Origin of the sequence: Cryptosporangium sp. NPDC051539 (genome assembly GCF_044454545.1) — a bacterium.
Classification (GTDB): Bacteria; Actinomycetota; Actinomycetes; order Mycobacteriales; family Cryptosporangiaceae; genus Cryptosporangium.
The window spans coordinates 113,762-137,489 of record NZ_JBITDV010000001.1 but is presented as its reverse complement, the minus strand read 5'-3'; the positions used below and the strand labels follow the sequence as shown (position 1 = coordinate 137,489).

Sequence of the window (23,728 nt, the reverse complement as noted above, 5' to 3'; positions counted from 1 at the left end):
GGCAGTCGGGCCGGGCCCCGGGCTCAGGCGGCGGACTCAGGCGGCGCGCAGCGCGGCGCCGACCGTGCGACGCGCCGCGAGCCCGGCCGGTACCGCCGTGAGGGCGGCCACGGCCACGCCGCTCAGCACCACCAGCGCGAGCAGTTGCCACCCGCCGGGGAACGTCGCCCGGCTGCTGTCGCCGCCGGTGATCGTCATGAGCGCCGCGAACAGCAGGACCCCACCGGGAAAGATCCCCAGCACCGCGCCGAGCACCGCCGGCAGCACCTGGGCCGCCGCCAGCCCCACGCTCACCTGCGCCGGCGACGCCCCGAGCGCCCGGGCCAGCGCCGACGACCGCCGGTTGTCGAGCACGGTGACCCAGGCCAGCACGATCGTGTTCACCGCCGCCAGCACGGCCAGTGTTCCCATCACGACGAGCAGTACCCGCCGCAACTGCCCGACCTGGGCGACGTCGTACCCGGCGGCCATCGGCGCACCGGTGAGGAACGCGTCCAGCACCAGCGCGACGAAGACGCCGCTGACCGTGATCGCCACGCTCACCACCGCCAGCACGACCCGCCGCGGACGCCGCCCGGCCACCCGGACCGCCAGCAGCAACGGCACCGGCAGCCGGGCCGAGGCCGCGATCACCCAGCCGGTGCGCCGAGGCGCCCGGGCCGAGTCGGCCAGCGCGACCACCGTGCTCCGCCGGGCGGCCCGCACGGCCGGGACGAACGTGGCCAGCACCGCCACGCCCAGCGCCACCGCTACGACGATCCCCGCCGTCGCCAGCGTGATCGACGGTGTCCCGGCACTGCCGAGCAGCCCGGCGGTCGAACCGGCCAGCAACGGCGCGAGCAGGGCTCCGAGCGCCAGCCCGGCCACCGCCGCGATCAGGGCCACGAGCAGGTACTGCGCGAGCAGCACGGCCGCGACCATCCGTGGCGTCCCCCCGACGGCTTTGAGCAGCCCGACCCGGCGTGTCTGGTCCGCCATCCGGCCGCCGACCAGCACCGACAGCCCGGCCACCGCGAGCAGGCCGAGCAACCAGGCCCCGATCAGCAGCAGGATCCGGGTGTCTCCGGCGAGTTCGGTCGCACCGGCCAGGACGGTCTGCCAGGACTCCAGGCCCATCCCGCCCGGCGGCGGTGCGAGGTGCGCGGCCACGTAGGCGTCGGCCCGGGACGGATCGGCGAGGCGCAGGTTCATCACGTAGACGTCGGCGCCGATGCTCTCCAGGTCGGCCCGGGTGAGCCAGATCAGCCCGGGGTTGCGCAGTACCTCGGGCGGCAGGTCGGTCGCGGTGCCGTGCGCGCAGGGCACGAGACACGAGCCTCCGGGGTAGGGCGCCATCGCCGCGCTGACCGCGATGCCCACGACGTCGAACGACCGGCCGTCGACGGTCACGGAATCGCCGACCCGCACGCCGAAGGCGTCCGCGAAAGCACCTTCGACCACGACGCCACCGGCACGGACCCAGGTGCCCCGGCGGACCTCGGGCCGGTCGACCGACGCAGCCGCGGAGTCGCGGCCGATCGCCTGCACGTCGGACGTCCGGCCGCTGAGCCGCAGGGTCGCTCCGGCGGCGGGGAACGGCCCACTGCGGGCGGTGACGCCGTCGGTCAGCCCGCGGAGCTGGGCCTCGGTGCCGGTCGCGACGACGTCGGGCCCGGCGGTCGCCGCGCGGGTGCGCTCGTACGGGTCACTCGCCGCGTCGCGCAGCACGAGCCCGAGCGTCAGCGTGGTCGTGGCGGCGAGCAGCGCCACGAACAGGAGCATCGCTTCGCCGCGACGTCGCCGCAGGTCGCGCACCGCGAGGCGGCCGATCAGCCAGATCATCGGTCCTCGAATCCGAGGAGTGCGCCGAGCCGGCCGGTCGTTCCGCCGGACAGCCGGGTCTCGTCGACGAACGCGCCGTCGCGCATCGTGATCAGCCGGTCGGCGGTGGCCGCGATCCGGGAGTCGTGGGTGACGATGACCAGCGTCTGGCCGGCCTCGTGGAGCCGGTCGAAGAGCTGGAGCACGTCCATCGTGGCCGCACTGTCGAGGTTTCCGGTGGGCTCGTCGGCGAACACGATCAGCGGCTCGTTGCTCAGCGCGCGGGCGATCGCGACGCGCTGGCGCTGGCCACCGGAGAGCGCGGCCGGCAGGAACCGAACGCGGTCGGCCAGCCCGACCTGGTCGAGCAGGTCGAGGGCGCGCCGCCGGGCCGCCCGGGGTGACCGCCCGGCCAGCAACGCCGAGAGCTCGACGTTCTCGACCGCGGTGAGCTCCTCCATCAGGTGGAACGACTGGAACACGAAGCCGACGTCGGTCCGGCGCATCCGGGCCAGCCGGTTCTCGCCGATGTCGTCGATCCGCCGGCCGTTCACTTCGACCGCGCCCCCGGACGGCCGGTCGAGGCCACCGAGCAGGTGCAGCAGCGTGGACTTCCCGCAACCGCTCGGCCCCATCACCGCGACGGTCTCCCCCGCGCCGACGTCGAGGTCGACGCCGTCGACGGCACGCACCAGCCCGTCGCCCTTGCCGTACGCCTTGTACAGGCCGCGGGCGCGTAACACGGTCACTTGTCACTCCTTCGGTGGGTCCAGCTCTGCTCGCAGGCTTCGAGCCAGCGCAGATCGGCCTGGAGGCGGAGCACGATGCCTTCGAGCAGCAGGCGGGCGTCCGAGCCGTCCGGTTCGGACATCGCCGCCCGCTGGGCTTCACGCAACCGGCGCAGCAACTCGCGGCGCTGGGTGTCGACGATCGTGATCGGGTCGGCGAGACCGGCCGCGGCCGCCGCGATCAGCTTGAGGTGGAACTCGGCGAGATCGGGCTTCGGCCAGCCGACCTCGGCGATCCACTCCGCGACGCGCTGCTGGCCGGCCGCGGTGAGCGCGTAGACCTTCCGGTCGTTCTGCGCTTCGGACTGCTCGACGGTGAGCAGGCCGGCCTTTTCGAGACGGGTCAGCGTGACGTAGATCTGGCCGGCGTTCATCGCGTCGCCGAGCGGGCCGAGGGCACCGCGGAGACGGGCGCGGAGCTGATAGCCGTGCGACGGCTCCTTGGCCAGCATCGCGAGCACGACTTCCTGCTGCATGGGCCCACCCCTAGCTAACGGTTAGCCGTGAATATAACGGTTATCCATGGGCCGCGCCACTGCTGGCGACGCGCGCGCGATCCTCGTCGTCCCGATCGTCGGCAGCGCCGCCGGCCGGTCGGCCGCGCGCTCCGGGGGCCACGTCGTCCGGCACCTGGCCGACGGAGCACACGGTGGCCGGTGTGCTGGCGGACCGGCCCGGCCGGCCATCATGTCCGTGCTCTGCTCGGCCGACCGGTGGGACTTCGTTTTCCTGTCAGCGACCGGCGCGATCAGGGCGACACCTTGCCACCGCTGACGAAGTGGCCGCTCTTGGCCTCGTACAGCCACATCGCCGGGGTTTCCAGGTCGCCGAGGTCGTTGAACTTCAGGTGTTTGGTGACACCCTCGGCGTTGTAGCCGTTGACGAACTCCGCCATTGCCGCGCGGTCGCCCGCACCGGCCTCGATCCCGTCGACGAGAATCTTCGCGGCGTCGAAGCCCTCGGCCGAGTACCGGCCCGGCTTCTTGCCGTACGCGTCCTCGTAGCCGGTGAGGAACGTGGCCGGGGCGTCGCCCGGAGGGAAGAACTGCCCGAACATCGTGGTGCCCTCGGCCGCGTCACCGGCTTCCCGGAAGAACGCGGGCGCATCGAGATCGGACGTTCCGAACATCCGGATGCCGGACCCGCCGTTGGCGGTCAGCGCCTTCCGCAGACGCCCGGCCACGGCCGGATCGCCGACGTAGACCACCGCGGTCGAGCCGGTCGCGGTGATGCGCGCGGCGAGTGCGGCGTAGACGGCGGGATCGGTGACGTCGGGCCGGATCGAGTCGCGACCGGCGGCGGCCTCGGCGAGGCTGCCGTTGAGGTAGCCGGACAGTTTGGCGCCGTGGGCCGAGGCGTCGTCGACCAGGTACACCTTCGTCAGCGCGAGGGTCTTCGTGAGGTAGTCCGGCGCCAGGATGTTGGCGGAGTCCTCGTCGCCGAGGACCTGGTGGTAGAGCTTCCAGGTCGCGAGGGCGGTCGCGTCCCCGACCGGGGAGAGGAACGGCAACCCGGCGTTGTCGAACAGTTCTCCGGCGGACGCCGTGTCGGCGGGCGTCACGGGGCCGATGACGCCGAGCGTGGTGGTGTCCCTCGCGATCCGGGCGGCGAGCCGGCCGGCCTTGGCCGGGTCACTGGCGGTGTCGTAGGTCGTGAGCTCGATGTCGCAGCCGACGTGCGAGGAGTTGTACTCGCTGACCGCGAGCCGGGCACCGTGGCCGATGCGGACGCCGAGGTCGCGGTCCTTGCCGGTCTGCGGACCGAGGTACGCGAGGCGCTGCTCGCACGCCGGCGCCGAGGGCACCGAACCGGCCGCGTCCGTCGACGAGTCGGTCACCGTGACGCTGTGGGCCAGGTCCCGCGCACAGGACCCGCAGCAGCCCAGCAGCGTCAACGACACCAGGCCCACGATCGTCCAGATGATCCAGACCTTCGACCGGGGCTTGACCGGACCACCGGGCCGGCCGACCGGTACGGGGGCGCCGCCACCCGACGGCGGCGCGGCCGGTCCGTACGCTCCGCCACCCGAGACGTGCACGGGCCCACCGGGCGCGTGCACCCCACCACCCGACACGTGCACGGGCCCGGGCGCGTGTGCGCCACCACCCGACACGTGGACAGACCCACCGGGCGCGTGTGCGCCGCCACCCGACACGTGCGCGGGCCCACCGGCCCCGGATCCGGGGCTACCGGCCGGGTGCGCCGCACCGCCTCCGGACACCGGCGCCCCAGCGGCCCCGGCCGCGCCGGGCGGCGAACCCGCCGCGGACGGCCCCACCGCCCCGGGAACCGCTCCTGCTGCCCCCGCCCGCGACCCCGCCGCGCTCGGGGGCGACGGCGCCGGTCCGGCCGCCCCGGCCGCGCCCCGGGCGTTCGGCACCGACGCGCCCGAGCGGATGAAAGCCTCACCCACCGCGATCGCCCCCAGTGCCACGACCAGCTCCGGGTTCTCCACCACCGTCGGCGTGATCCCCAGCTGCTGATGCAGCAGCGTGGCCGCCAGCGGAATCCGGCTCGACCCACCGACCAGCAGGATCGTCGTGATGCTCTCCGGCGGCACCGCCGAAGCCCGGATCACGTCCCGCGTCACGGTCACGGTGCGGGCCAGCAACGGCCGCGCGAGCTCCTCCAGCTGCTCGCGCCCGAGCGGCAGGTCGTCGTCGAGCAGCGGTACGTGGATGTGCACCGTCGACGTCCGCGACAACGTCTCCTTCGCCTGCCGTGCGTCCTCCCACAGCAACCGCGACGCGCGCCGGTCCGCCCCCGACTCCGGCGCCTTCAGCCGCTCCCACACGTCCGCGGCCCGGTGCCCCAGCGCCGACCCCAGGTAGTTCACGACCGCCGCATCGATGTCGAGCCCACCGACGTCGTCGAGCCCCTGGTAGGACGACACGTCGAATCCCGACTTGCTCCGCCGCACGACGGTCGCGTCGAACGTCCCGCCGCCGAAGTCGTACACGACGACGCTCTGCCCCGGCACCAGGTTCATCCGCGGCAACGTCAGTGAGTTGAACGCCGCCGCGACCGGCTCCGGCACCATCAGCGGCATCGAGATCCCGGCCACCCGGGCGGCCTGGTCCAGCACGTCCAGCCGGCGCGGGCCCCACGCCACCGGGTGCGTCAGCACGACCCGCTCCGGCGGCCGGCCGGTGGCCCGCGTCGCCTCGTTCATCACCCGCGACAGCACCGCGCCGAGCAACTCGGTGACCGGCACGTCCCGGCCGCCGAGCAGCACGGTCTTGTCGTCGATCCGGCGCTTCGGGTTCGGCTCGTAGGCGTCCGGCCGGGTCCGTGCGACGTGCGTGGCGTCGCGTCCTGTCAGGAAATGTCCGTCCTCGTCCAGGCAGACCGCCGAGGGTAAGACCGGCGAACCGTCGAACAGCAGCGACTCGGTCCGCCCGTCCGGGTAGCGGAGGACACCGACGGTGTTCGACGTTCCGAAATCGATCCCGATCAGGTACCCGGCTGACGGCATGCCCACTAGCCTAGCCAGCCCCCACCGGCCCCAGGCTCACCATCCGTTATCAGCGAAGACGGTCCAGCCAGTCGGCGATGTCCGACACGACGGTCGAATCCACATGCTGCGGCGGCACGTATCCGGCCGGCGTCGAAGGCTCCGTCCCGGGGAAGAACAGGTGATCGTCCTTCTCGTACACCCGGAACGTCACGTTCTCGCGAGACAGACCGGCTTTCCATCGCGCCAGGTCGTCGTCCACGGTCACCTGGTAGTCGCGGCCGCCCTGCAGGACCAGCATCGGCTGGCCGAGCCCGGCCGCGCGCGCGACCGGGTCGTCCTCCCGGAGGTCCAGCCAGTAGGACGCGGGCCACCCGAACGGCAGGTCCGCGGCCGGGGTGCGCGCCGTCAGCGCCGGAGAGTCGAGGAACGACGCCTGCCGCGCGAGCGCGGCCGCGTCCCACCCGAGGTGGCGGGCCACCCGGACGGCCGCGTGGTGCACCGGCTCCGCGTCCGCGGCCAGCAACACCAACCCCGCGATCGACGTCAGGGCCGCAGCGACCCGCGGCGCCACCCGGCCGCCCATGCTGTGGCCGACCACGAACACGCGGTCGCAGCGCACGTCGTCGCGCAGCGCGCCCGCCGCGGCGAGTGCGAGCGGCACGTACTCGTCGGTCATCGTCCAGCCCGGCCCGACCGTGGGCTTGTCGAACCGCGCCACCGCCACTCCCCGGGACGCCAGCCCCCAGGCCAGGTCCTTCAGCGGCTTGTTGACCCCGCTCGTGCCGTCCCGATCGAACGGTCCCCCGCCCGCGAGCAGCACCGCACCCGGCCACGGCCCCGGCGCGACCGGCACCGACACCGTTGCGGCCCCGTCCAGCACCGGCCGTTCGACGAACCGGTCCGGCGACGCGTACGGCGGGGCGACCCACTCGGCGGCGACGGCCGGGGCCAGGCGGAGGCCGTGCAGGGCGCCGGTGGCATCGACCGACATCACGACCGTGAGGCCGCCGTGCTCACCGGTGACCGGTACCTGGTAGCGGGTCAGGGCGGGCTCCCCCGGTACCGCCGACGGTTCGGCGGTACCGACGGCCACGACCGTGCCGATCCGTGCCGTCTCGGCGCGCCAGGCCGCGGCGAGCGTCCGGGCCGACACCACGGCGCGCAGCCGCGGCGCGAACGACGCCTCGACCTCGTCGAACCGCTCATCCACCAGCGCGTGAACTATCGTTCTCATAGTTTGCGAACGGTAGCAGCGAATGAGATCATTCCGCTATGGACGTCTTCGAACTGCTGGGCCACCCGGCCCGGCTCCGGATCGTGCACGCCCTGCGCGGCGCACGGGCGCTCACCACGGCCGAGCTCGCCGACCGGCTCCCCGACGTCTCGAAGGCGACCGTGTACCGCCACGTCGAGGCGCTGGCCACCGCAGGCGTTCTCGAGGTCGCCGACGAACGCCGGGTCCGTGGCGCGGTCGAGCGCCGGTTCCGGCTCAACCGGGCCACCGCCTCGATCGATCCCGGCAGGCTCGCGGCGTTCTCCCCCGACGACCACCGCCGGGCCTTCGCCATCGCGATGGCGACGCTGAGCGCCGAGTTCAACGGATACCTCGACCGGGAGGCCGCCGACCTGTCGAAGGACCCGGTCGGCTATCGCCAGCACGCACTGTGGCTGACTCCCGACGAGCTCGAAGCCCTGATCGAGGGCTTGCGGGCGGCGATCGTCCCGGCTCTCGGCAACGCGCGGTCCCCGGCCCGCACCCGCTACCTGCTCAGCCCGATCCTCTTCCCGGCCGAGCCCGCGGCGCCGGAACCGCCGACGGCCGGGTCTCGCTGACGAACTCGTCCAGCGCCTCGTCCATGAGCCCGGCCAGCGTCCGCTCGTTGCCGGGCTGATTCCACCGGTTGCGCGCGACGAAGAACACCGCCACGGCCGCCCACGCGGCGACCACCGCCGCCGCCTCGGCCGTCCCGCGCTCCCGGAGCGCGGCCGCGATCGTCCCGGCGAGGGCCGCGCGTTTGACCAGCTCGCGCTCCCGCAGCTCCGGGCTTTCCGCGATGACGCGGCCGAGCGCGATCGCGCCCTCCCGGTACTGCTCGTAACTCGTGTCCGCGGCGCACTGCAGCCCGGCCACCGCGGCACTCAGCGGATCCACGGACGGAGGCTGAGCGCGGATCTCGTCCGCGATCAGCCCGTCGGCGCTGTCCTGGCCGGCGAAGACGACCTCGCGCTTGTCGCTGAAGTGATGGAAGAACGTCCGCCGGTTCAGCCCGGCGCGTTCGGTGATCTGCGCCACCGTCGTCTTCTCGAACCCCTGCTCGACGAAGAGCGCCAACGCCGCGTCGCGGAGGCGTCCGAACGCATCCGGTTCCCATCTGGCCACTCCGGCAGCCTACCCGTGATTGCACTCAGTGGCATCGCAGTCGTAGCGTGATGCCACTGAGTGCAATCAATCGCGATCCGAGGACGGATTCCATGCCGACGTTCACTACGGCCGACCTTCCCGACCTGACCGGGAGAACCGCGATCGTCACCGGCGCCAACTCCGGCGTCGGACTCGCGACCACCCGGGCACTCGCCGGAGCCGGAGCCCGGGTCGTGCTCGCCGTGCGCGACGCCGGGAAGGGCCGCGCCGCCGCGCGCACGATCCCCGGCGAGACCGAGGTCCGCACGCTCGACCTCGCCGACCTCAGCTCGGTGCGGGCCTTCGCCGCCGGCTGGCACGGCCCGATCGACCTGCTGATCAACAACGCCGGGATCTCGGTCCCCGAGCGGCGCTCCACCGCCGACGGGTTCGAGCTGCAGCTCGGCACCAACCACCTCGGCCCGTTCGCGCTGACGAACCTGCTGCTGGGGCACGTCACCGGCCGGGTCGTGACGCTGTCCTCACAGGCCGAACGCCTGGGCCGCCTCGACGTCGACGACCTCGGCCAGGAGCGCCGCCCGTACCGGCAGTCCCAGGCCTACAACCGCTCCAAACTGGCCAACCTGCTCTTCACCGCCGAGCTGCAGCGTCGCCTGGACCGAGCCGGATCGCCGGTCCTGGCCCAGGCCGCGCACCCGGGTTTCGTCGCGACCGAGATCTACGCCGGCACCGGCACGGCCACCCGGTTACTCGTCCGGCTGCTGGCACAGACCCCCGACGCGGGCGCGCTGCCGGTGCTGTACGCGGCCGTCGCCGACCTGCCCGGCAACAGCTTCGCCGGGCCGAGCCACCTCGCCCACATGCGCGGGGCGCCCGAACTCATCCCGCGCTCCGCCGCCGCGCGCGATCCGGAGCTGGCCGCCCGGCTCTGGTCGCGCTCCGAGGAGCTGACGCACGTCCGCTTCCCCGCGCTCGAGCGTCGGCCGTAGCCTTGGACATCTCAACCGGAATCGTCTCACGGTCGGAATGACGGTGATCCGCGGGTACGACTCCTAGATCCGGTACGTGCGGAGCTTCGCGTACAGCGCCGTCCGCGAGATCCCCAGCTCCCGCGCCGCCGTCGACTTGTTCCCGTGGTGCTCCCCGCAGCACCGACGCGATCACCGACGCCTCGGCCGCCTCCAGTGGCGTCAGCGCCCGGCGCTCGCCGGCCTGCCGCACTTCCGCCGGCAGGTCGGCGGCGCTGATGCTCGGCCCGTCCGCGTCCCGGGCGAGATCGCGCACGATCCGGCTGAGCTCGGCCCGGTTCCCCGGCCAGGAGTAGCGACGCATCGCGGCCAGCGCGTCCGCCGTGAACGACAACCGCCGGTCGTGCCGGTGCAGCTCGGCCCGGGCGGCCGCGCTCACCGCGTCCGGAGAACGGCGTAACGGCGGGAGGGCCAGCGTGCCCGCGGCGAGCGCATCGAGCAGCCGGGTGGTGACGGCCGGGACCGGGTCCGCGTCGGAGACCGTCACCGTGAAGCCGAGCGTCCCGCGCCCGGGCACCTCCCCCACGACGGCAACGACCCTCCGGACGTCGCCGAGCTCCCACGCTTCGGCATGGCGGACGATCGTGGCGGCGCCGCTCGCGAGCCGGCGACGCAGCCGATCGAGCCAGCGCACCGGGTCCAGCGCGTAGGTGGCCGCGTCCAGCACCGCGCCGTCCCCGAGCGCTCCCCGCAGGACCGTGGCCTTGCCGGTACCGGGCTCGCCCAGCACGGCGACCGGGCCGTCGGCCGCGAGCGCGGCCACGCGCTGCACCGGCGCGAGCCCCGCCACCCGCGGCTGGGCCGGGCCCGGTGCCCGTCTCCGCCGGGCCGCCGGAGACGGGCGCCCGGCCGGGTCGCGGACCGTCACCACCGCACCGGCCGGCCGCCCGCCGGCGCGTACCAGGCGGACGTCGGCGGTCAGCTCCGCGGGCAGCGCGAGGTGGGTGCGATCGGGTCCGTGGCGGCCGGCGCGGATCTCGTCCCACAGCCCGAGCTGGTCGAGGCCCAGGGCGGCGGCTTGCGGGTTCGCGATGATCAGGCCGTCGCCGACGACCGCGACCGGCCCGGCGGTGGCCCGCTGCGCGCGCAGGAACGCCGACAGCAACTGCCGCTCGCGCACGGTCGCGGCCTCGTGGAGGGCCTGCTGGATCTCGTCGACGAGCTTGCCGACGATCACCGCGAGCAGCGAGTTCGTGTCGGTGGCCCGGCAGGTGACGTTGACCGCGCCGATCGTCCGGCGGGTGATCGGGTGCCGCACCGGGGCGGCCACGCAGGTGACGTCGTGGAAGCGCTGCACGAAATGCTCGGCCCCGCGCACGATCGCGATCCCGCCGGTCTCCAGCGAGGTGCCGAGCCCGTTGGTGCCGACGGACTCCTCACCGAAGTTGAACCCCTCGACCACCAACAGGTCGTCGAGCGTGTTGCGGAGCATGGGTTCGGACACCCAGCGCCAGATCACGCTTCCCGCCGCGTCCGACAGAGCCAGACAGGACCGGTCTCCGACCAGCAGGTCGGCCATCGCGGTCATCACCGGAACCGCGACGCGGGAGAACGGGGAATCGACGTCGGTCTCCACGTAGGGAACCGCGGCGTACTCGGGGTCGACCCCGCTCGACCGGGAGCGCCGCCAGGAGGTGAGTACCTCGTCGCGGACGCCCGGCGGCTCCTGCCCGGATTGGAACAGGGCCCACGCAGAGCTGGCCTCCATGGAAACCCTCCCTCCGCACGCTCATTCTGCGCCGGAGGGAGGGCCGCGGGTCAGGAATTCCCGGCCTTCTCCTGCTCGTACTTCTCACTCATGTGCGCGACCGCGTCCAGCTGGGTCTGCGCGTGGGCCTGCCGGGTGCCGGTCGCCCGGTCCTTGGCCGCGAGCGTGCTCTGCGCCTGCCCCTGGAACTCGGGGAACACCTGCTGGGCGATCAGCTCGAACGAGCGTTTCGTGGCCTGCGGGTTGGCCCATTCGTGGCCGAGCAGCAGGAACGCGCCGAAACCGCCGGCCTGGTCGCGCAGCTTGCGGACCTGGGCCTTGGCGTCCTCGACCGTGCCGATCGCGCCGATGCCGGCCTCGTTGATGAAGTCGATCATGCCCTTGACGTCCGCGCTGCTCCCGACGTCCATCTGCGGGAACGCGGCCACCTTCTGGAAGTACGTGAACCAGTGCTCGATGCCGTACTCGACGTCCCGGTAGGCCTGCTCCCGGGTTTCGGCGATGTGCATCAGGCCGACCAGCCGCCAGCCGGACCGGTCCGGCGCCGGCTGCCCGTAGTGCGCGGCGCGCTCCTCGACCACGTTCCAGTGGTGCGCCAGCGCGTCGAAGCCGTCCGGGGTGAGCGTCGCCCCGATCGACAACAACCCGACGCCGTGCTGGCCGGCCATCCGCGGCCCGGTCGGCGACGCGACGGCGGCGACCGCGACGTCGAAGCACGGGTCGGTGTACGGACGCAGCTGCAGCTGGGCGTCGACCAGGTCGTGGGTCTTGGTCCGACGGGTCACGGTTTCGCCGCGCAGCAGCCGCATGATGATGTCGAGGTTCTCCCCGAGCAGCTCGCGGGTGTCGGTCGGGTTGAGGCCGATCATCGCCGAGTCGGTCGGCAGCGAGCCCGGCCCGCAGCCGAGCATCGCCCGGCCCCGGGTGAGGTGGTCGAGCATGACCATCCGGTCGGCCACCCAGAGCGGGTTGTGGTACGCGATCGACGTGACGCCGGTGCCGAGCTTGATCCGCCGCGTCCGTTCGGCCGCCGCGGCGATGAAGATCTCGGGCGACGCGATCAGCTCGGTGCCCGCCGAGTGGTGTTCGCCGATCCAGGCCTCGTCGTAGCCGAGGGTGTCGAGATGCTCGATCAGCTCCAGGTCGCGCTGGAGCGCCAGGGTGGGGTTCTGACCGGGTTTGTGAAAGGGCGCCAGGAAGACGCCGAAACGGAGACGGCTCACGAAACCTCCTCGACCACGATGTCGGAGCCTCAGCATGACCCAGGTCGCCGCGAGCGCGGTGTTCGGAAAGTTGACACACTGCGGGTCGTGAAAACCGAGTTTCTGCAACGGTGCGTCGAACTGGCCGAAGAGGCGCTGGCCCGGGGGGACGCCCCGTTCGGGTCCGTTCTCGTCGGCGCCGACTCGGACGTGCTGCACGAGGACGGCAATCGGGAGACGAGCGCGAACGACCCGACCGCCCACCCGGAGCTCGCGCTCGCGCAGTGGGCGGCCGCCAACCTCTCCCCGGAGGCGCGGGCCGGCGCGACCGTCTACACCTCGGGCGAGCACTGTCCGATGTGCGCGGCCGCGCACGCCTGGGTCGGGCTCGGCGCGATCGTCTACGCGGCCTCCGGGGCGCAGCTCGCCCAGTGGCGCGAGTCGTGGGGCCTGCCGGCGCCACCGGTGCGGGCGCTGGGGATCACCGACGTCGCCCCGGGGACGCCGGTCACCGGCCCGGTGCCCCCGTTCGACGAGCGGATGCGTGCCATCCACCACCGAGCGAGCCGGTGAGCGCGGCGTCGAGACCGGCCCGATCGCCGCTCCAGGCGACGTGACCGTCCGGGCGGACCAGCGTCCACGGCGTCCCCGGCTTCTGCGGTGACGCGACGACCACCCGGTCGCCTGCGTCCGTCGACTCCGGGGCGACCAGCACGTACTTGCCGGCGCGCAGCTCCTCGTACAGCCGTCGCGACCCGGCCAGCGGCAGGTCGGCGGCCCGGGGCGCACCCGGGTAGTCGATTCCGAGGCCGGAGATGGTCCCGGACACCTTGCGCGCGACGACCGGCAGCCGGAACGCGGCTCCGCCGACCGTGTTGCGCGTGAAGCGACCGGCCCGCGACCGCACCATCGCCATCCGGATGATCGCGCCGCTGCTGCGCAGCACCAGCCGCCCGACCGGGTGCCGCTCGCTCTCGTACGTGTCGAGCAGCCCGTCCGGGGCCCAGCCCCGCACCGCGGCCGCGAGCTTCCAGCCCAGGTTGGCCGCGTCCTGCAGACCGGTGTTCATGCCCTGACCACCGGCCGGGGAATGGACGTGGGCCGCGTCCCCGGCCAGGAACACCCGGCCGGCCCGGTAGTGCGGCGCCTGCCGCTCGTCGCTGTGGAAGCGCGACAACCAGCGGGCCTCCTCCAGGCCGTAGTCGGTGCCGAGCGCGCGCCGGGTCACGTCCCGGATGTCGTCGAGCGCCAGCGGCGCGGTGTCGGGGGCCTGGTGGAGCCGGTCCCAGGCGAAGATCCGGTGCCACCCGTCGCCGAACGGCGCGATGAACGCGAACGCGTCACCCACCGCGTTGACCGCGAGCGCGTTCTCCGGCGGACGACTGAGCCGGACGTCCGCGAGCATGATCGACTTCAGCACCGACCTACCGGGGAACGGCAGCCCGAGCGCCTCCCGCACGACGCTGTGCACCCCGTCGGCACCGACCACGTACTCCGCCCGGACCGTCGCGCCGTCGACGGTCAGGTCGACGCCCTCGGCATCCTGGCGCAGCGCGGTCACCTCGGCGCCCCGCACCAGGCGGGCACCGGCCGCGACCGCCCGCCGCTCGAGCGCCGCCTCCACGTTGTACTGAGGGGTGATCAGCAGGAACGGGAACCGCGACGGAAGGCGCGACAGGTCGACCTGCAGGTGGTCGAAGAGCCGCAGGTGCTCGACCCGGGCGCCGCCCGCGACCAGGTCGTCGGCCAGGTCACGGGCGTCGAGGTGCTCGAGCGTCCGGGCGTGGACGCCGAACGCGCGGGTCAGGTTCGACTCCGTGCCGCGCCGCTCCAGCACGGTGACGTCGACTCCGGCGTGTGCGAGGTCGCCGGCGAGCAGCAGCCCGGTGGGCCCGGCTCCGACGATCGCCACGGTGGTCTGCTTCAGCATGATGAGCTCCTGTTGTCCAGAGAGAGGACTTCCTGGCCGGCGTCCCACAGCAGGGTCAGCAGCGCGCGCATCGAGGCCTGGTCGAGGTCTTCGACGACCAGCACCGTCGCGTCCGGCGTCGAGACCCGATCGAATCGGGTCCGGATCAGACGCAGCAGCGCTTCCGACACGGGGTGACGCAGGGTCAGCTGAGTGGGCATGACCACAGGCAACCGATCACCCGGGTGCCCGCGCACCACCCCGCGGCCGGAAGCACCCGGGGTACCCGCTCAGATCAGGCCGAGCTCCCGGCCGGTGGCCACCGCGTCCTGACGCGACGCGACGCCGAGCTTGCGGTACAGGCCCTTGGTGTAGGCCTTCACCGTGTTGATCGAGAGGAAGTGTGCGGACGCGATCTCGCGCTGGCTCGCCGTCCCCTGCAGTGCGCGCAGGATCGAGAGCTCGCGGTCGGTCAGCTCCTCCAGGACGGCGCCGGACCGGACGGCCGCGCGGGCGGAGCGGCGCCCCAGCCGGGCCTCCGCCTCCGCGAGCCGGGACGCGGCGAAGCCGGTCAGCCCCTCCTCGTCGACGACGTCACGGGCCCGGGCCAGCGCCGCCCGGGCGGCCGGGCGGTCACCGCAGGCGAGTTCGGCGTCGGCCAGGTAGACCAGGGCCACGACCAGCATGATCGACCGCGGATGCAGCTCGGCCAGCGCGGCCGCGCGCCGCAGCGACTCGACCGCACCGCCGAGGTCGGCCTCGCGGTAGCGACGACGCCCCTCGGCGGTGCGCAGGTGGGCCAGCCCGGGGGTGGCCGCCTCCCGGCCCTCACGTTCCACGACCGCGGCCACCGGTGCCGCGTCCCGGGCCACCCGATCGCACTCCGGGCCCCGGTCGAGCTCGACCAGGCCCACGGTGAGCGTGCCGGCGACCTGCAGGACCAGCCACGGCGGCCAGCCGGCCCAATCGCGCCGCCAGAGCGGCAGCAGGATCGCGACGCCCTCGTCGAACTGGCCGTCGCGGACCAGCGCCGCGCCCAGTGCGAGCCCGACCGTCGGATTGCCCCCGCCCCCGGCGGTCTCCAGCGCGAGGGCCTCCCGGGCGAGCTCGACGGCCAGGCCCGGGTCGGCGTCCGGCACTCCGAACGTGCACCGCATGCACAGTGCCGCGGCCCGGAAGCTGTGCCATCCCGCCAGCTCGGTGTCTGGGCGGACCCCGGCCGCGCTCTCGTCCAGCCAGTGGATCACCCTCTCCTGCCGGCCGCAGAGCGCGGCCGCGTAGCCCAGCGTGTGCCCCAGCACCGGCCCGATCACGGAGCGGGGCAACTGCTCGCCGAGCTGCAGGAACGTCGCCGCCGCGCCCCGCTCGAAGAACCACGGCTGGGCGGTCTCGGTCAGCAGGGCGGCGGCGGCCTCGGTGCGGCCGGCCCGCACCAGGTGACTCACCGCGTCGTCGATCCGGTCGTGACTCGCGAACCAGTCGGCCGCGCGCGCGAGGACGTCGTCCGGGTCGGCGCCGGCTTCGTGCCGCAACGCGTCGCGGAGCAGGCGGTGGCACCGGTACCACTGCCGGTCGGCGTCGAGCGCGGCGACGAACAGGTCCGCCCGCTCGAGTTCGGCCAGGACGTCGGCCGAGCCGGTCGTCCGCAGGACGGCGTCACAGAGCGGGCCCGACAGCAGCTCCAGCGGCGCCGACCGGACGAGCAGCTCACGCTGGCGCGGCGCCAGCCCGGGCAGGACGTCGGCGGCGAAGTAGTCGAGCAGGTGCCGGTCGTCGCCGTCGAGACGGCCCGGGTCGGCCCGCAGCGCCAGCGCCGCCAACTGGACGCCGGCCGCCCAGCCTTCGGTGCGCTTCCACATCGCACCGGCCGCGTCGGCGTCGAGCGGGACGCCCGCGACGGCCGACACCAGCGCCGCCGTCTCGTCGGGCGAGAACCGCAGGTGACCGGCCCGCAATTCGGTCAGGTCACCACGGGCCCGCAGCCGGGCCAGCGGCAGCGGCGGATCGGCCCGCCCGGCGATCACCAGTCGCAGTGCCGGGGGCAGATAGGACACCAGGAACTCGACGGCCTCGTGGATCCGCGGATCGGTGAGCACGTGGTAGTCGTCCAGCACCAGCACGTGCTGCTGGGTGGCGGTGGCCAGTTCGTTGAGCAGCACCGGCAGCGCGAGGTCGACCGGCGAGACGTCGGCCGCGCCGAGCGAGCGCAGCGGTTCTTCGCTGATCTCGTCGCTGACCTCCCGGAGCGCGGTGAGCACATAGGTCCAGAACCGGGCCGGCTCGTCGTCACTCTCGTCGAGTGAGACCCAGGCGATGCGCCGCTCCTCGTCCGGGTCGGCGGCCCAGCCGCTCAGCGTGCTCGTCTTGCCCCACCCGGCGGGCGCCACCACGACCGTCAGCCGGGTCCGGGCCGCACGCAGCCGGCCCACCGGCCCCGCCCGGGCCACCGCGCCGTCGCGGACGGGCGGGATCACCCGTTTCACGGTCAGCAGGGGACGGACGCTCGAGATCGCCATGGCGTTGTCGATTGTGCGGTACGCGGGTACCCCGGGTACAGCGCCGGGCGGGGTGGTGCGCCGGCACCCGGTCCGGCGCGAGCCTGCGGGCATGACCACACAACTGAGTCGACGGTCCGCGTTGAAACTGGCCGGGGCCGGCATCGGATCCGTCGCGGTGGGCGCCACCGCGCTCCGGGCCGGCACGAACGGCGTTTTCCGTGCGGGCTCGGGCGACCCGTACGACCTCTGGCACGACTGGGCCGGGATGTCCGGCGTCGACCGGGTGGTGGGGGCGGGTGTCCTGGCCTGCAATCCGCACAACACCCAGCCCTGGCGGATCGCGGTGTCCGGGGGCGTGATCGACGTCCACTCGGACCCGGCCCGGCGGATGCCGTGCAACGACGCGAGCGGCCGGGAGCACTTCGCCGGGCTGGGCTGCGCGGTCGAGAACATGGCGATCGCGGCCGGGCCCGCGGGTTTCACTCCGGCGGTGAGCCTGTTCCCGGACGGCACCGGGTCCGACCTGGTGGCCCGGATCGTCCTGGCGCCCGGCGGATCGTCCCGCGACCGCGAGCTGGCCGACGCGATCCCGCGGCGCCACACGAATCGCGGGCCGTACACGAAGGCCCCGGTCGACGTGAGCCGGCTGCCCGCCGGTATCGACGGCGCCGACGTGCGGTGGGTGACCGATCGCGACCGGCTCGGCGACCTCTACGTCGAGGCCACCGAGGCGATCGTCGCCGACGACGAGCAGTCGGCGGAGGCATTCTCGTGGTTCCGCAGCGACCGCGGTGACGTCGACGAGCACCGCGACGGGCTCACGCTCGACGGCCAGGGCCTCGGAGGCCTGACGCTGTTCGCCGCGAAAATGCTGCCCGCCCAGTCCCGGGCCGACGGCGACGCGTTCTGGGTGAAGGCCACCCGCGAAGTGCACACCGCCACCGCCGCGGCCTACGGCGTCATCACCGTGGACGACGTGACCGATCGGGCCGCGCAGGTCACCGGCGGGCGGTTGCTGGCCCGGATGCATCTCGCGGCCACCGCGCTCGGTCTCGGGTTCCACCACATGAACCAGATCACCGAGCGCATCGACCGCGACCGGGCCACCGGCGGGCCGGACACGTTCTCCGGACGCTGGGGCGCGATCCTCGGCCGTCCCGCGTCCACCGGGCTGGTGTCGTTCCGGATCGGGCACCCGGAGCGGACGGCCGGTCTCAGCCCGCGCCGGCGCCTCGCCGACGTCACCACCGGTTGATCGCCGGAAGCACGGGTGTTGTCATCGGGGCATGACCAAGCGCGTGGTGGGTGAACGACGGCGGCGGCGTCCGACGAAGACCGGGGTGGTGCTCAGCCACGAACTGATCGTGCGGACCGCGATCCGGCTGATCCACGAGCACGGCTCGGAGGGGCTCAGCGTCCGGCGGCTGGGCATCGCGCTCGGCGCGGATCCGTCGTCGGTCTACCGGTACTTCCGCAACACCGACGAGCTGATCCGGGCCGTGGCGGACGATCTGATCGGCCAGTATCTGGCCGACTTCGCTCCGAGCGGTGAGCTGCGCGGCACACTGCGGGAACTCGGGCTGCGGATCCACTCGGCGCTGGTCGCCGAGCCGCGGATCTCGGCGCTGACCGCATCTCGGGTCACCGGGCGGCCCCACGAGATCAGCACGATCGAGCTCGGGCTGGGCATCCTCCGGGACGCGGGTTTCGCCCCCGGCGACGCGGCCAGGCACTACCACGCGTTCATCGACCTGACGCTCGGCTTCGCCGCGCTCGACGCGTCGGCGGCGGCGCTCCCGCACGACACCGACACGGCCGACGACGCGGTCTGGGACACGGTCTACGCGGGGTTGCCGCGATCGACCCACCCGAACATCGCGGCCTGCTCGGCGGCGCTGGCCGAAACCATGCGTGCCAGCGCGTACCCGATGGCGCTGGAGCTGTTCCTGGACGGGGTGGAGGCCCGGCTGGACCGGCCGGCGCGCAGGATGACGTCATGACCACCATCGCCATCATCGGTGCCGGACCGGGCCTCGGGGCCGCCGTCGCGCGCAGGTTCGGCGCCGAGGGCTTCTCCGTCGCGCTGATCTCCCGCAGTCCCGGCGCGCTCGCCACCGCGCTCGCCGGGGAGGGCCTCGACACCCGCGGGTACGCCGCGGACGTGCGGGACCGGGACGCGCTGGCCGGCGCCCTCGACTCGGCGGGCCAGGAGCTCGGCCCGATCGAGGTGCTGGAGTACAGTCCGATCCCGCACCGGGACTTCCTGCGCCCGGTGCTCGACACCACCGCCGCCGACGTGGCGGGCGCGGTCGAGTTCTCGATATTCGGCCCGCTGACCGCGGTGCGGCAGGTCCTGCCCGGGATGCGGGCGCTGGGCCGCGGCACGATCCTGTTCGCCAACGGGGGCAGCGGCGCGCGGCCCAACCCGGCGGTCGCCGGAACCTCGATCGCGTTCGCCGGCGAAGGCGCGTACGCGACGATGCTGCACACCGTCCTGGCGCCGGAGAACGTGCACGTCGGTCAGCTGATCATCCCGGGCGCGATCACGGCCGGAGACCCCCGGACCGATCCCGCGGTGCTGGCCGGAACGCTGTGGGGCATGCACACGTCCCGCGACGAGTTCCGGGTCTTCGCCCGCCCGCTGTAGGAGGACGCCGGGGTCGCCGCCGCTAGCGCAGAGCGGCGACCGTGACGCTCGGGCCCACCCGCGTCACCACCAGGTCACCGGCCGGGGCGGTTACCACGGCGGCTCCGGCGCCGGACGGGCCGGGCACGTTCTGCCAGGCTCCCCAGCGTCCGGACACGCTCGCCCGGCGGTGCAGGGCGCCCCGCGCGTCGCGGACCACCACCACGACCCGGTTCCCGGCCGCGGACGCCGACACCGGGCCGGCCGTCCCCTTCAGCGCGGTCCACCGGCCCGGACGCGTTCCGGCCAGTGCCGCCGTCGCGAGCCCGGCCGCGCGGGTACGGGCGACCAGCACCGGCCGGCCGCCGACGCTCGCCAGCGCGGGGTCGCCGGTCAGCACGGTGGTCGTCCGCGTCCAGGCCGCCCACTGCCCGGCGTGGTAGCGCCGGACCCACAGCCGCTGGTCGCTCCCCCGGGCCGCGACGACCAGGTCACCGCCGGCCGCCACCGCCGCCGGGGTGCCGGCCATCGGGCCGCCCAGGTTCTTCCACGCGCTCCACCCGCCCCGGACCCGCGAGCGCTGCACGAGCGCGCCGGACGTCGAACGGGCCAGCACGTCGACCCGTCCGCCGGACCCGCTCACCACCGCGGGGTCCGACCCGAGACGGCCGGCGAGCGGACGCGAGCTCCCCCAGCGTCCGCCGGAGTATTCGGTGACGAGGAGGCCGGACCGGCTACGGGCCGCGACCACGACGCTGCCGTCGGCGCGGACGGACGCACCCGGCGCGCCGAGCACGGCGCCCGGCAGACGACCGGCGGCCGACCCGATCACGCCGGACGAAGCCGACGAGCCGGAGGAAGCCGACGGGGCCGACGGGCCGGTCGGGGCCGACGGGCCGGTCACGGCCGCGTCCGTACGCGGCGCGCCCGTCAGCGGGGCCAGGTTGGCCAGGGCGCGCAGCTGGTCCAGCGATCCGTTGAACAGGTTGCGGTCGACCGCGGTGCTGATGCCGGCCAGCGTGCCGGTCTGCGTGTACTGCCAGAACGTCCAGCGCGGCCACACGATCGCGCTCGGCGCCGACGCGTAGCGGGCGACCCACAGCGGGTAGCCGAGGAACGCCTTCGAGTTCCCCATCGACGTCTGCCAGAAGTTGGGCGACGTGTAGATCAGCGGCGTCCGGCCGGTGCGGGCCCGGGCCTCCACGAGCCACTGCGACGTCCACGTCGCGAGCTGCGCCGGGGTGAGGCCGCCGGAGACCTCCAGGTCGAGCACCGGCGGCAGGTCACCGGGCGCGCCGAGGCTGCCGACCGTCCGGGCGAAGTGATCGGCCTGCGCCACCGCGGACCCGACCGACGGCCGCGCGAAGTGGTACGCGCCGCGGAGCAGGCCGGCCGCCCGGCTGGCCTTCCAGTCGGTGGTGAACGTGCGGCTGACGAAGTCCGAGCCCTCGGTCGCCTTGATGAACGTGAACGCCTCGCCGTCGGTGCGGACCGCGGTCCAGTCGACCTCGGCGCCGCGGGGGTGCTGCCATCCGGACACGTCCGACCCGCGCACGTCGCCGGCCCGGGCGGTGCCCGCGGTCAGGACGAGCGCGGTGACGGCGGCGGCGGCACACGCCACGACTCGACGGACGAAGGACGACATCGGCAAAACCCCCTTACCGACGCCCCCGCGTCGACGCGAACCACATCGCTGTCCGCGGAGGGATCCGGAGGGGTCCGCAGGCGCCGCTCCTCAGGCGCTCCCGAGCGCGGGGCACCTATGCTGAGCGGCATGAACTCTCCGGCGGCCGGTGCCCCGGCCGCCGGACCCGGCCGCCGGGCCCTGTTCGTCGCGGTCGTCCTGGCCGCCTTGGCGCTGCTCGTGCTCCCGCACTGCCTGGACGACGAACCCGTCGCGACGGCCGCGGGGGACGTCGTGGCGGCAACCGACGTCCTGGCGACAACCGACGTCCTGGCGGCAGCGGGCTTCCCGGTGTCAGCCGGCCTGCTGGCGGCGCCGGACGGGTGTCACCAGGCCGCGCCCGTCGCGGTGGCGGCGTCCAAAACCGGCACCACCCCGGCCTCCGCCACCGCCACCGCCGACCGCACGACCGCGCCCGACACCCGCTGCCCACCACCGGCGCCGGCCGAACGAGACGGCGCCGGCCTGCACGAACTCGGATCCCTTCGCATCTAGATCGGCGCCTGTCCGCGCCCCTCCCACCCGTGCGAGCCCCCATGCCGCCGGGAAACCGCGAAGGACCCCGCCGATGAACCTCCCGGCCGTCACCGACCAACCCCGTGTCACCCACCGCGACCGCTACCTCGACGCGCTGCGCGCCGCCGCGCTCGTCCGCGTCACGGTCTTCCACGCCTTCGGCTGGCTCTGGCTGAAATGGCTGCCCTCGATGGGCATCATGTTCGCGATCGGCGGGTCGCTCATGGCCCGGTCGATGAGCCGGTCCCCGCGCCGGGCGGTCGGCACCCGGGTCCGCCGGCTCCTCCCGGTTCTCTGGGCGTTCGGCCTGATCTGGGTGCCGGTGATGATCTGGCACGACGGTCCGCCGGGCGACTGGGTCACCCCGGACGGCAGCCCGATCGACCCCTGGCAGCTGCTCTTCTGGATCCTGCCGATCGGCAACCCCGTCGGCAGCGGGTGGGGGGTCGTCGGCTGGGGCGTGCTCTGGTACGTCAAGACGTACCTGCTCTTCGTCGTGCTCTCGCCGGTACTGCTGCCCGCGTTCCGGCGCGCGCCCGGGCCCACGGTGGCGGCGCCGTTCCTCCTGCTGACGCTGGGCGAGCTCGACGTCGTTCCGCTGGCCGGCTGGTGGGGCAACTCGATAAACGACGTCCTGACGTACCTGGGCTGCTGGCTGATCGGGTTCGCCCACGCGGACGGGCAGCTGCGCCGGGCCTCGCCGGCCAAACTGCTCACGCTCGGCGGCGTGATCGCGCTGGCCGGGATCGCGTGGCTGGCCGGGGTGGCGCGGAGTTCGTCCCTGCTCGACAGCGATCTCGCGATCGCGCTGTACTACTTCGGAACGGTGCTGATCCTGATGCGCTTCTCGTTCCGCCTGGAGTGGCTCGATCGTGTGCCCTGGCTCGACCGGGCGATCAGCGTGATCAACGCCAGGGCGGTCACGATCTTCCTCTGGCACGGCGTCGCGCTGCTGATCGCGAGCACCTGGCTGGGCGGCTCACCGCTGATCTGGTTCCCGGCCGCCTGGGTGTTGATCGGCGTCGCGGTGGTGCTGTTCGGCTGGCTGGAGGACCTGGCCGCCCGCCGGCGCCCCCGGCTCGTCCCGCTCAGGCCTTGACCAGCGTGGCGCCGAACGCCTCGACCGCGTCGATGAGCTGGCTGTAGCGCAGCGAATAGAACAGGTCGAACGAGTGCTGGGCTCCCGGCAGCTCGGCGTAGAACACCGGTCCGCGGCTCGCCTCGCGGAGCCGGGAGACGAACTCCCGGGTGTCCTCCACCAGCGTCGAGGAGTCCAGGTCACCGTGCAGGAACAGGAACGGCGGTGCGTCCCGGACGAGATCCAGCGGCGACGAGCCCGGGCCGGCCACGCGTCCGTAGTAGCCGTAGAAGCCGATCGCGCCGGAGATCGAAGGATCCGCGAGCGCGGTCATCGCGGCCAGGTGGCCACCGGCCGAGCTGCCGGACACACACACGGTCGCCGGATCGCCGCCGTACTCCGCGGCGTGCGCACGCACCCAGGCGACCACCCGCTCGGCGTCGGCGTGGGCGTCCGGGTAGCCGCTGAACCGGTAGTTCGCGCTCACGCAGACCCAGCCGCGCGCGGCCAGCCGGTACAACAGCGCCCGGCCTTCCCGCCGGTTGTGCCCGGAGTGGAACCCGCCGCCGTGGAAGTAGACCAGGACCGGCCCGCCGGTCGGACGGTCACGGCGGTGGTAGACGTCGAGGAGGTTGCGGCGGCCCGCGTCGCCGTAGGCGATCTTCCCGGCACGCGTGACGTCCCAGCGCCGCACGGCCAGCGGCGCCAGCAGGACGTGGGCCCAGCGCACCGGCCCGGGCGCGAGCCCGATCCCGGCCAGCACCGCCCGCGTCGCCAGCGCACGCCGGATCAGGACGACGAGCCCGCCCGCGGTGAATACCGCGACCGCGAGCCCGGCCAGACCACCCGGCGACAGCAGGTCACCCTGCACCAGGGCGAGGACGCTCGACGCCGCGAGCACGTACAGCGCGAGGAACGGGAGTTCGTTGATCAGGAACGTCGCCCAGAACCCCCAGAAATTCTGGGTGGTGTGGGCAGGCCGGGGGCCGATCACCGCGGTCGCGGTCACGAACGCCAGCACCGCGACCGTGAACAGATATCCGTAGGGCATGCCGGCGAGCATCCCGGCCCG

The 23,728-nt window shown here is 73.8% G+C and carries 21 protein-coding genes; 8 read left to right on the top strand and 13 right to left on the bottom strand.

The window, feature by feature from the left end; genetic code table 11:
* Positions 1 to 36: 36 nt before the first annotated feature.
* The 5 genes from ACIBZJ_RS00645 to ACIBZJ_RS00625 form a co-directional block, all read right to left on the bottom strand.
* Entirely contained in the window at positions 37 to 1,821 is a 1,785-nt protein-coding gene (locus ACIBZJ_RS00645; protein ID WP_395923942.1) for an FtsX-like permease family protein, read from the bottom strand.
* A complete protein-coding gene (locus ACIBZJ_RS00640; RefSeq protein ID WP_395923940.1) occupies positions 1,818 to 2,549 on the bottom strand; it encodes an ABC transporter ATP-binding protein in 732 nt (243 codons plus the stop codon). Before ACIBZJ_RS00640 ends, ACIBZJ_RS00645 begins: the two co-directional genes overlap by 4 nt.
* Positions 2,546 to 3,064 (bottom strand): PadR family transcriptional regulator, encoded by a 519-nt coding sequence (locus ACIBZJ_RS00635; protein ID WP_395923938.1) that lies wholly within the window; start codon positions 3,062 to 3,064, stop codon positions 2,546 to 2,548. Before ACIBZJ_RS00635 ends, ACIBZJ_RS00640 begins: the two co-directional genes overlap by 4 nt.
* Positions 3,065 to 3,336: 272 nt before the next feature.
* The gene (locus ACIBZJ_RS00630; protein ID WP_395923937.1) at positions 3,337 to 6,063 is read right to left on the bottom strand and encodes an Hsp70 family protein; all 2,727 of its coding nucleotides are present in this window, start codon (positions 6,061 to 6,063) and stop codon (positions 3,337 to 3,339) included.
* Positions 6,064 to 6,112: 49 nt separating this feature from the next.
* Positions 6,113 to 7,279 (bottom strand): alpha/beta fold hydrolase, encoded by a 1,167-nt coding sequence (locus ACIBZJ_RS00625; protein ID WP_395923935.1) that lies wholly within the window; start codon positions 7,277 to 7,279, stop codon positions 6,113 to 6,115.
* Positions 7,280 to 7,317: 38 nt separating this feature from the next.
* Here ACIBZJ_RS00625 and ACIBZJ_RS00620 point away from each other — a divergent pair, with 38 nt between their 5' ends.
* Entirely contained in the window at positions 7,318 to 7,878 is a 561-nt protein-coding gene (locus tag ACIBZJ_RS00620; protein ID WP_395923932.1) for a helix-turn-helix domain-containing protein, read from the top strand.
* Here ACIBZJ_RS00620 and ACIBZJ_RS00615 read toward each other — a convergent pair.
* Positions 7,814 to 8,425 (bottom strand): TetR/AcrR family transcriptional regulator, encoded by a 612-nt coding sequence (locus tag ACIBZJ_RS00615; RefSeq protein ID WP_395923930.1) that lies wholly within the window; start codon positions 8,423 to 8,425, stop codon positions 7,814 to 7,816. The two genes, ACIBZJ_RS00620 and ACIBZJ_RS00615, sit on opposite strands and share 65 nt — an antisense overlap.
* A 92-nt stretch (positions 8,426 to 8,517) precedes the next feature.
* Here ACIBZJ_RS00615 and ACIBZJ_RS00610 point away from each other — a divergent pair, with 92 nt between their 5' ends.
* Entirely contained in the window at positions 8,518 to 9,396 is an 879-nt protein-coding gene (locus tag ACIBZJ_RS00610) for an oxidoreductase (RefSeq protein ID WP_395923929.1), read from the top strand.
* Between the two features lie 63 nt (positions 9,397 to 9,459).
* Here ACIBZJ_RS00610 and ACIBZJ_RS00605 read toward each other — a convergent pair whose 3' ends face one another.
* Positions 9,460 to 9,513: a hypothetical protein gene (locus ACIBZJ_RS00605; protein WP_395925966.1), complete on the bottom strand. Its 54-nt coding sequence runs from the start codon at positions 9,511 to 9,513 to the stop codon at positions 9,460 to 9,462.
* Between the two features lie 1,680 nt (positions 9,514 to 11,193).
* A complete protein-coding gene (locus ACIBZJ_RS00600) occupies positions 11,194 to 12,366 on the bottom strand; it encodes an LLM class flavin-dependent oxidoreductase (protein ID WP_395923926.1) in 1,173 nt (390 codons plus the stop codon).
* Positions 12,367 to 12,453: 87 nt separating this feature from the next.
* Between ACIBZJ_RS00600 and ACIBZJ_RS00595 the strand changes: the two genes are divergently transcribed.
* On the top strand, positions 12,454 to 12,918 hold the full coding sequence (locus ACIBZJ_RS00595; RefSeq protein ID WP_395923924.1) for a nucleoside deaminase: 465 nt from the start codon (positions 12,454 to 12,456) through the stop codon (positions 12,916 to 12,918).
* On the opposite strand, the gene ACIBZJ_RS00590 is transcribed toward ACIBZJ_RS00595, so the two are convergent.
* From ACIBZJ_RS00590 to ACIBZJ_RS00580, 3 genes are all read right to left on the bottom strand, one after another.
* Complete coding sequence (locus ACIBZJ_RS00590) at positions 12,854 to 14,275, bottom strand: FAD-dependent monooxygenase (protein WP_395923922.1); 1,422 nt, start codon at positions 14,273 to 14,275, stop codon at positions 12,854 to 12,856. The two genes, ACIBZJ_RS00595 and ACIBZJ_RS00590, sit on opposite strands and share 65 nt — an antisense overlap.
* Positions 14,269 to 14,475 carry a hypothetical protein gene (locus ACIBZJ_RS00585; protein WP_395923920.1) on the bottom strand — a complete coding sequence of 69 codons (207 nt, stop codon included), beginning with the start codon at positions 14,473 to 14,475 and terminating at the stop codon, positions 14,269 to 14,271. The genes ACIBZJ_RS00590 and ACIBZJ_RS00585 overlap by 7 nt, the downstream gene beginning before the upstream one ends.
* A gap of 69 nt (positions 14,476 to 14,544) precedes the next feature.
* Positions 14,545 to 16,770: a LuxR C-terminal-related transcriptional regulator gene (locus ACIBZJ_RS00580; RefSeq protein ID WP_395923918.1), complete on the bottom strand. Its 2,226-nt coding sequence runs from the start codon at positions 16,768 to 16,770 to the stop codon at positions 14,545 to 14,547.
* 91 nt (positions 16,771 to 16,861) lie between these two features.
* On the opposite strand from ACIBZJ_RS00580, the gene ACIBZJ_RS00575 reads away from it, so the two are divergent.
* Genes ACIBZJ_RS00575 through ACIBZJ_RS00565 form a run of 3 tightly spaced genes read left to right on the top strand, consistent with a single transcriptional unit; the run spans position 16,862 to position 19,399 of the window.
* Complete coding sequence (locus tag ACIBZJ_RS00575; protein ID WP_395923916.1) at positions 16,862 to 18,007, top strand: hypothetical protein; 1,146 nt, start codon at positions 16,862 to 16,864, stop codon at positions 18,005 to 18,007.
* A 31-nt stretch (positions 18,008 to 18,038) separates the two neighbouring features.
* On the top strand, positions 18,039 to 18,752 hold the full coding sequence (locus ACIBZJ_RS00570) for a TetR/AcrR family transcriptional regulator (protein WP_395923914.1): 714 nt from the start codon (positions 18,039 to 18,041) through the stop codon (positions 18,750 to 18,752).
* Positions 18,749 to 19,399 (top strand): SDR family NAD(P)-dependent oxidoreductase, encoded by a 651-nt coding sequence (locus tag ACIBZJ_RS00565; RefSeq protein WP_395923912.1) that lies wholly within the window; start codon positions 18,749 to 18,751, stop codon positions 19,397 to 19,399. Before ACIBZJ_RS00570 ends, ACIBZJ_RS00565 begins: the two co-directional genes overlap by 4 nt.
* Before the next feature lie 22 nt (positions 19,400 to 19,421).
* Here the strand turns inward: ACIBZJ_RS00565 and ACIBZJ_RS00560 are convergent, their stop codons facing one another.
* A complete protein-coding gene (locus tag ACIBZJ_RS00560; RefSeq protein WP_395923910.1) occupies positions 19,422 to 21,023 on the bottom strand; it encodes a GH25 family lysozyme in 1,602 nt (533 codons plus the stop codon).
* Positions 21,024 to 21,152: 129 nt separating this feature from the next.
* On the opposite strand from ACIBZJ_RS00560, the gene ACIBZJ_RS00555 reads away from it, so the two are divergent.
* Entirely contained in the window at positions 21,153 to 21,557 is a 405-nt protein-coding gene (locus tag ACIBZJ_RS00555) for a hypothetical protein (RefSeq protein WP_395923908.1), read from the top strand.
* 73 nt (positions 21,558 to 21,630) lie between these two features.
* Positions 21,631 to 22,677 (top strand): acyltransferase, encoded by a 1,047-nt coding sequence (locus ACIBZJ_RS00550; protein ID WP_395923906.1) that lies wholly within the window; start codon positions 21,631 to 21,633, stop codon positions 22,675 to 22,677.
* Here the strand turns inward: ACIBZJ_RS00550 and ACIBZJ_RS00545 are convergent.
* Positions 22,667 to 23,707, bottom strand: a complete 1,041-nt coding sequence (locus tag ACIBZJ_RS00545) for an alpha/beta hydrolase (protein ID WP_395923904.1) — start codon at positions 23,705 to 23,707, stop codon at positions 22,667 to 22,669. The genes ACIBZJ_RS00550 and ACIBZJ_RS00545 overlap by 11 nt on opposite strands.
* Positions 23,708 to 23,728 lie beyond the last annotated feature (21 nt).

What these genes read in the sequence shown, in the direction of transcription:
- ACIBZJ_RS00645 (WP_395923942.1), bottom strand. Translation starts at nt 1,821, where the DNA reads ATGATCTGGCTGATCGGCCGCCTCGCGGTGCGCGACCTGCGGCGACGT.
- ACIBZJ_RS00635 (WP_395923938.1), bottom strand. Translation starts at nt 3,064, where the DNA reads ATGCAGCAGGAAGTCGTGCTCGCGATGCTGGCCAAGGAGCCGTCGCAC.
- ACIBZJ_RS00630 (WP_395923937.1), bottom strand. Translation starts at nt 6,063, where the DNA reads ATGCCGTCAGCCGGGTACCTGATCGGGATCGATTTCGGAACGTCGAAC.
- ACIBZJ_RS00625 (WP_395923935.1), bottom strand. Translation starts at nt 7,279, where the DNA reads ATGAGAACGATAGTTCACGCGCTGGTGGATGAGCGGTTCGACGAGGTC.
- ACIBZJ_RS00620 (WP_395923932.1), top strand. Translation starts at nt 7,318, where the DNA reads ATGGACGTCTTCGAACTGCTGGGCCACCCGGCCCGGCTCCGGATCGTG.
- ACIBZJ_RS00610 (WP_395923929.1), top strand. Translation starts at nt 8,518, where the DNA reads ATGCCGACGTTCACTACGGCCGACCTTCCCGACCTGACCGGGAGAACC.
- ACIBZJ_RS00590 (WP_395923922.1), bottom strand. Translation starts at nt 14,275, where the DNA reads ATGCTGAAGCAGACCACCGTGGCGATCGTCGGAGCCGGGCCCACCGGG.
- ACIBZJ_RS00585 (WP_395923920.1), bottom strand. Translation starts at nt 14,475, where the DNA reads ATGCCCACTCAGCTGACCCTGCGTCACCCCGTGTCGGAAGCGCTGCTG.
- ACIBZJ_RS00580 (WP_395923918.1), bottom strand. Translation starts at nt 16,770, where the DNA reads ATGGCGATCTCGAGCGTCCGTCCCCTGCTGACCGTGAAACGGGTGATC.
- ACIBZJ_RS00575 (WP_395923916.1), top strand. Translation starts at nt 16,862, where the DNA reads ATGACCACACAACTGAGTCGACGGTCCGCGTTGAAACTGGCCGGGGCC.
- ACIBZJ_RS00570 (WP_395923914.1), top strand. Translation starts at nt 18,039, where the DNA reads ATGACCAAGCGCGTGGTGGGTGAACGACGGCGGCGGCGTCCGACGAAG.
- ACIBZJ_RS00565 (WP_395923912.1), top strand. Translation starts at nt 18,749, where the DNA reads ATGACCACCATCGCCATCATCGGTGCCGGACCGGGCCTCGGGGCCGCC.
- ACIBZJ_RS00560 (WP_395923910.1), bottom strand. Translation starts at nt 21,023, where the DNA reads ATGTCGTCCTTCGTCCGTCGAGTCGTGGCGTGTGCCGCCGCCGCCGTC.
- ACIBZJ_RS00555 (WP_395923908.1), top strand. Translation starts at nt 21,153, where the DNA reads ATGAACTCTCCGGCGGCCGGTGCCCCGGCCGCCGGACCCGGCCGCCGG.
- ACIBZJ_RS00550 (WP_395923906.1), top strand. Translation starts at nt 21,631, where the DNA reads ATGAACCTCCCGGCCGTCACCGACCAACCCCGTGTCACCCACCGCGAC.
- ACIBZJ_RS00545 (WP_395923904.1), bottom strand. Translation starts at nt 23,707, where the DNA reads ATGCCCTACGGATATCTGTTCACGGTCGCGGTGCTGGCGTTCGTGACC.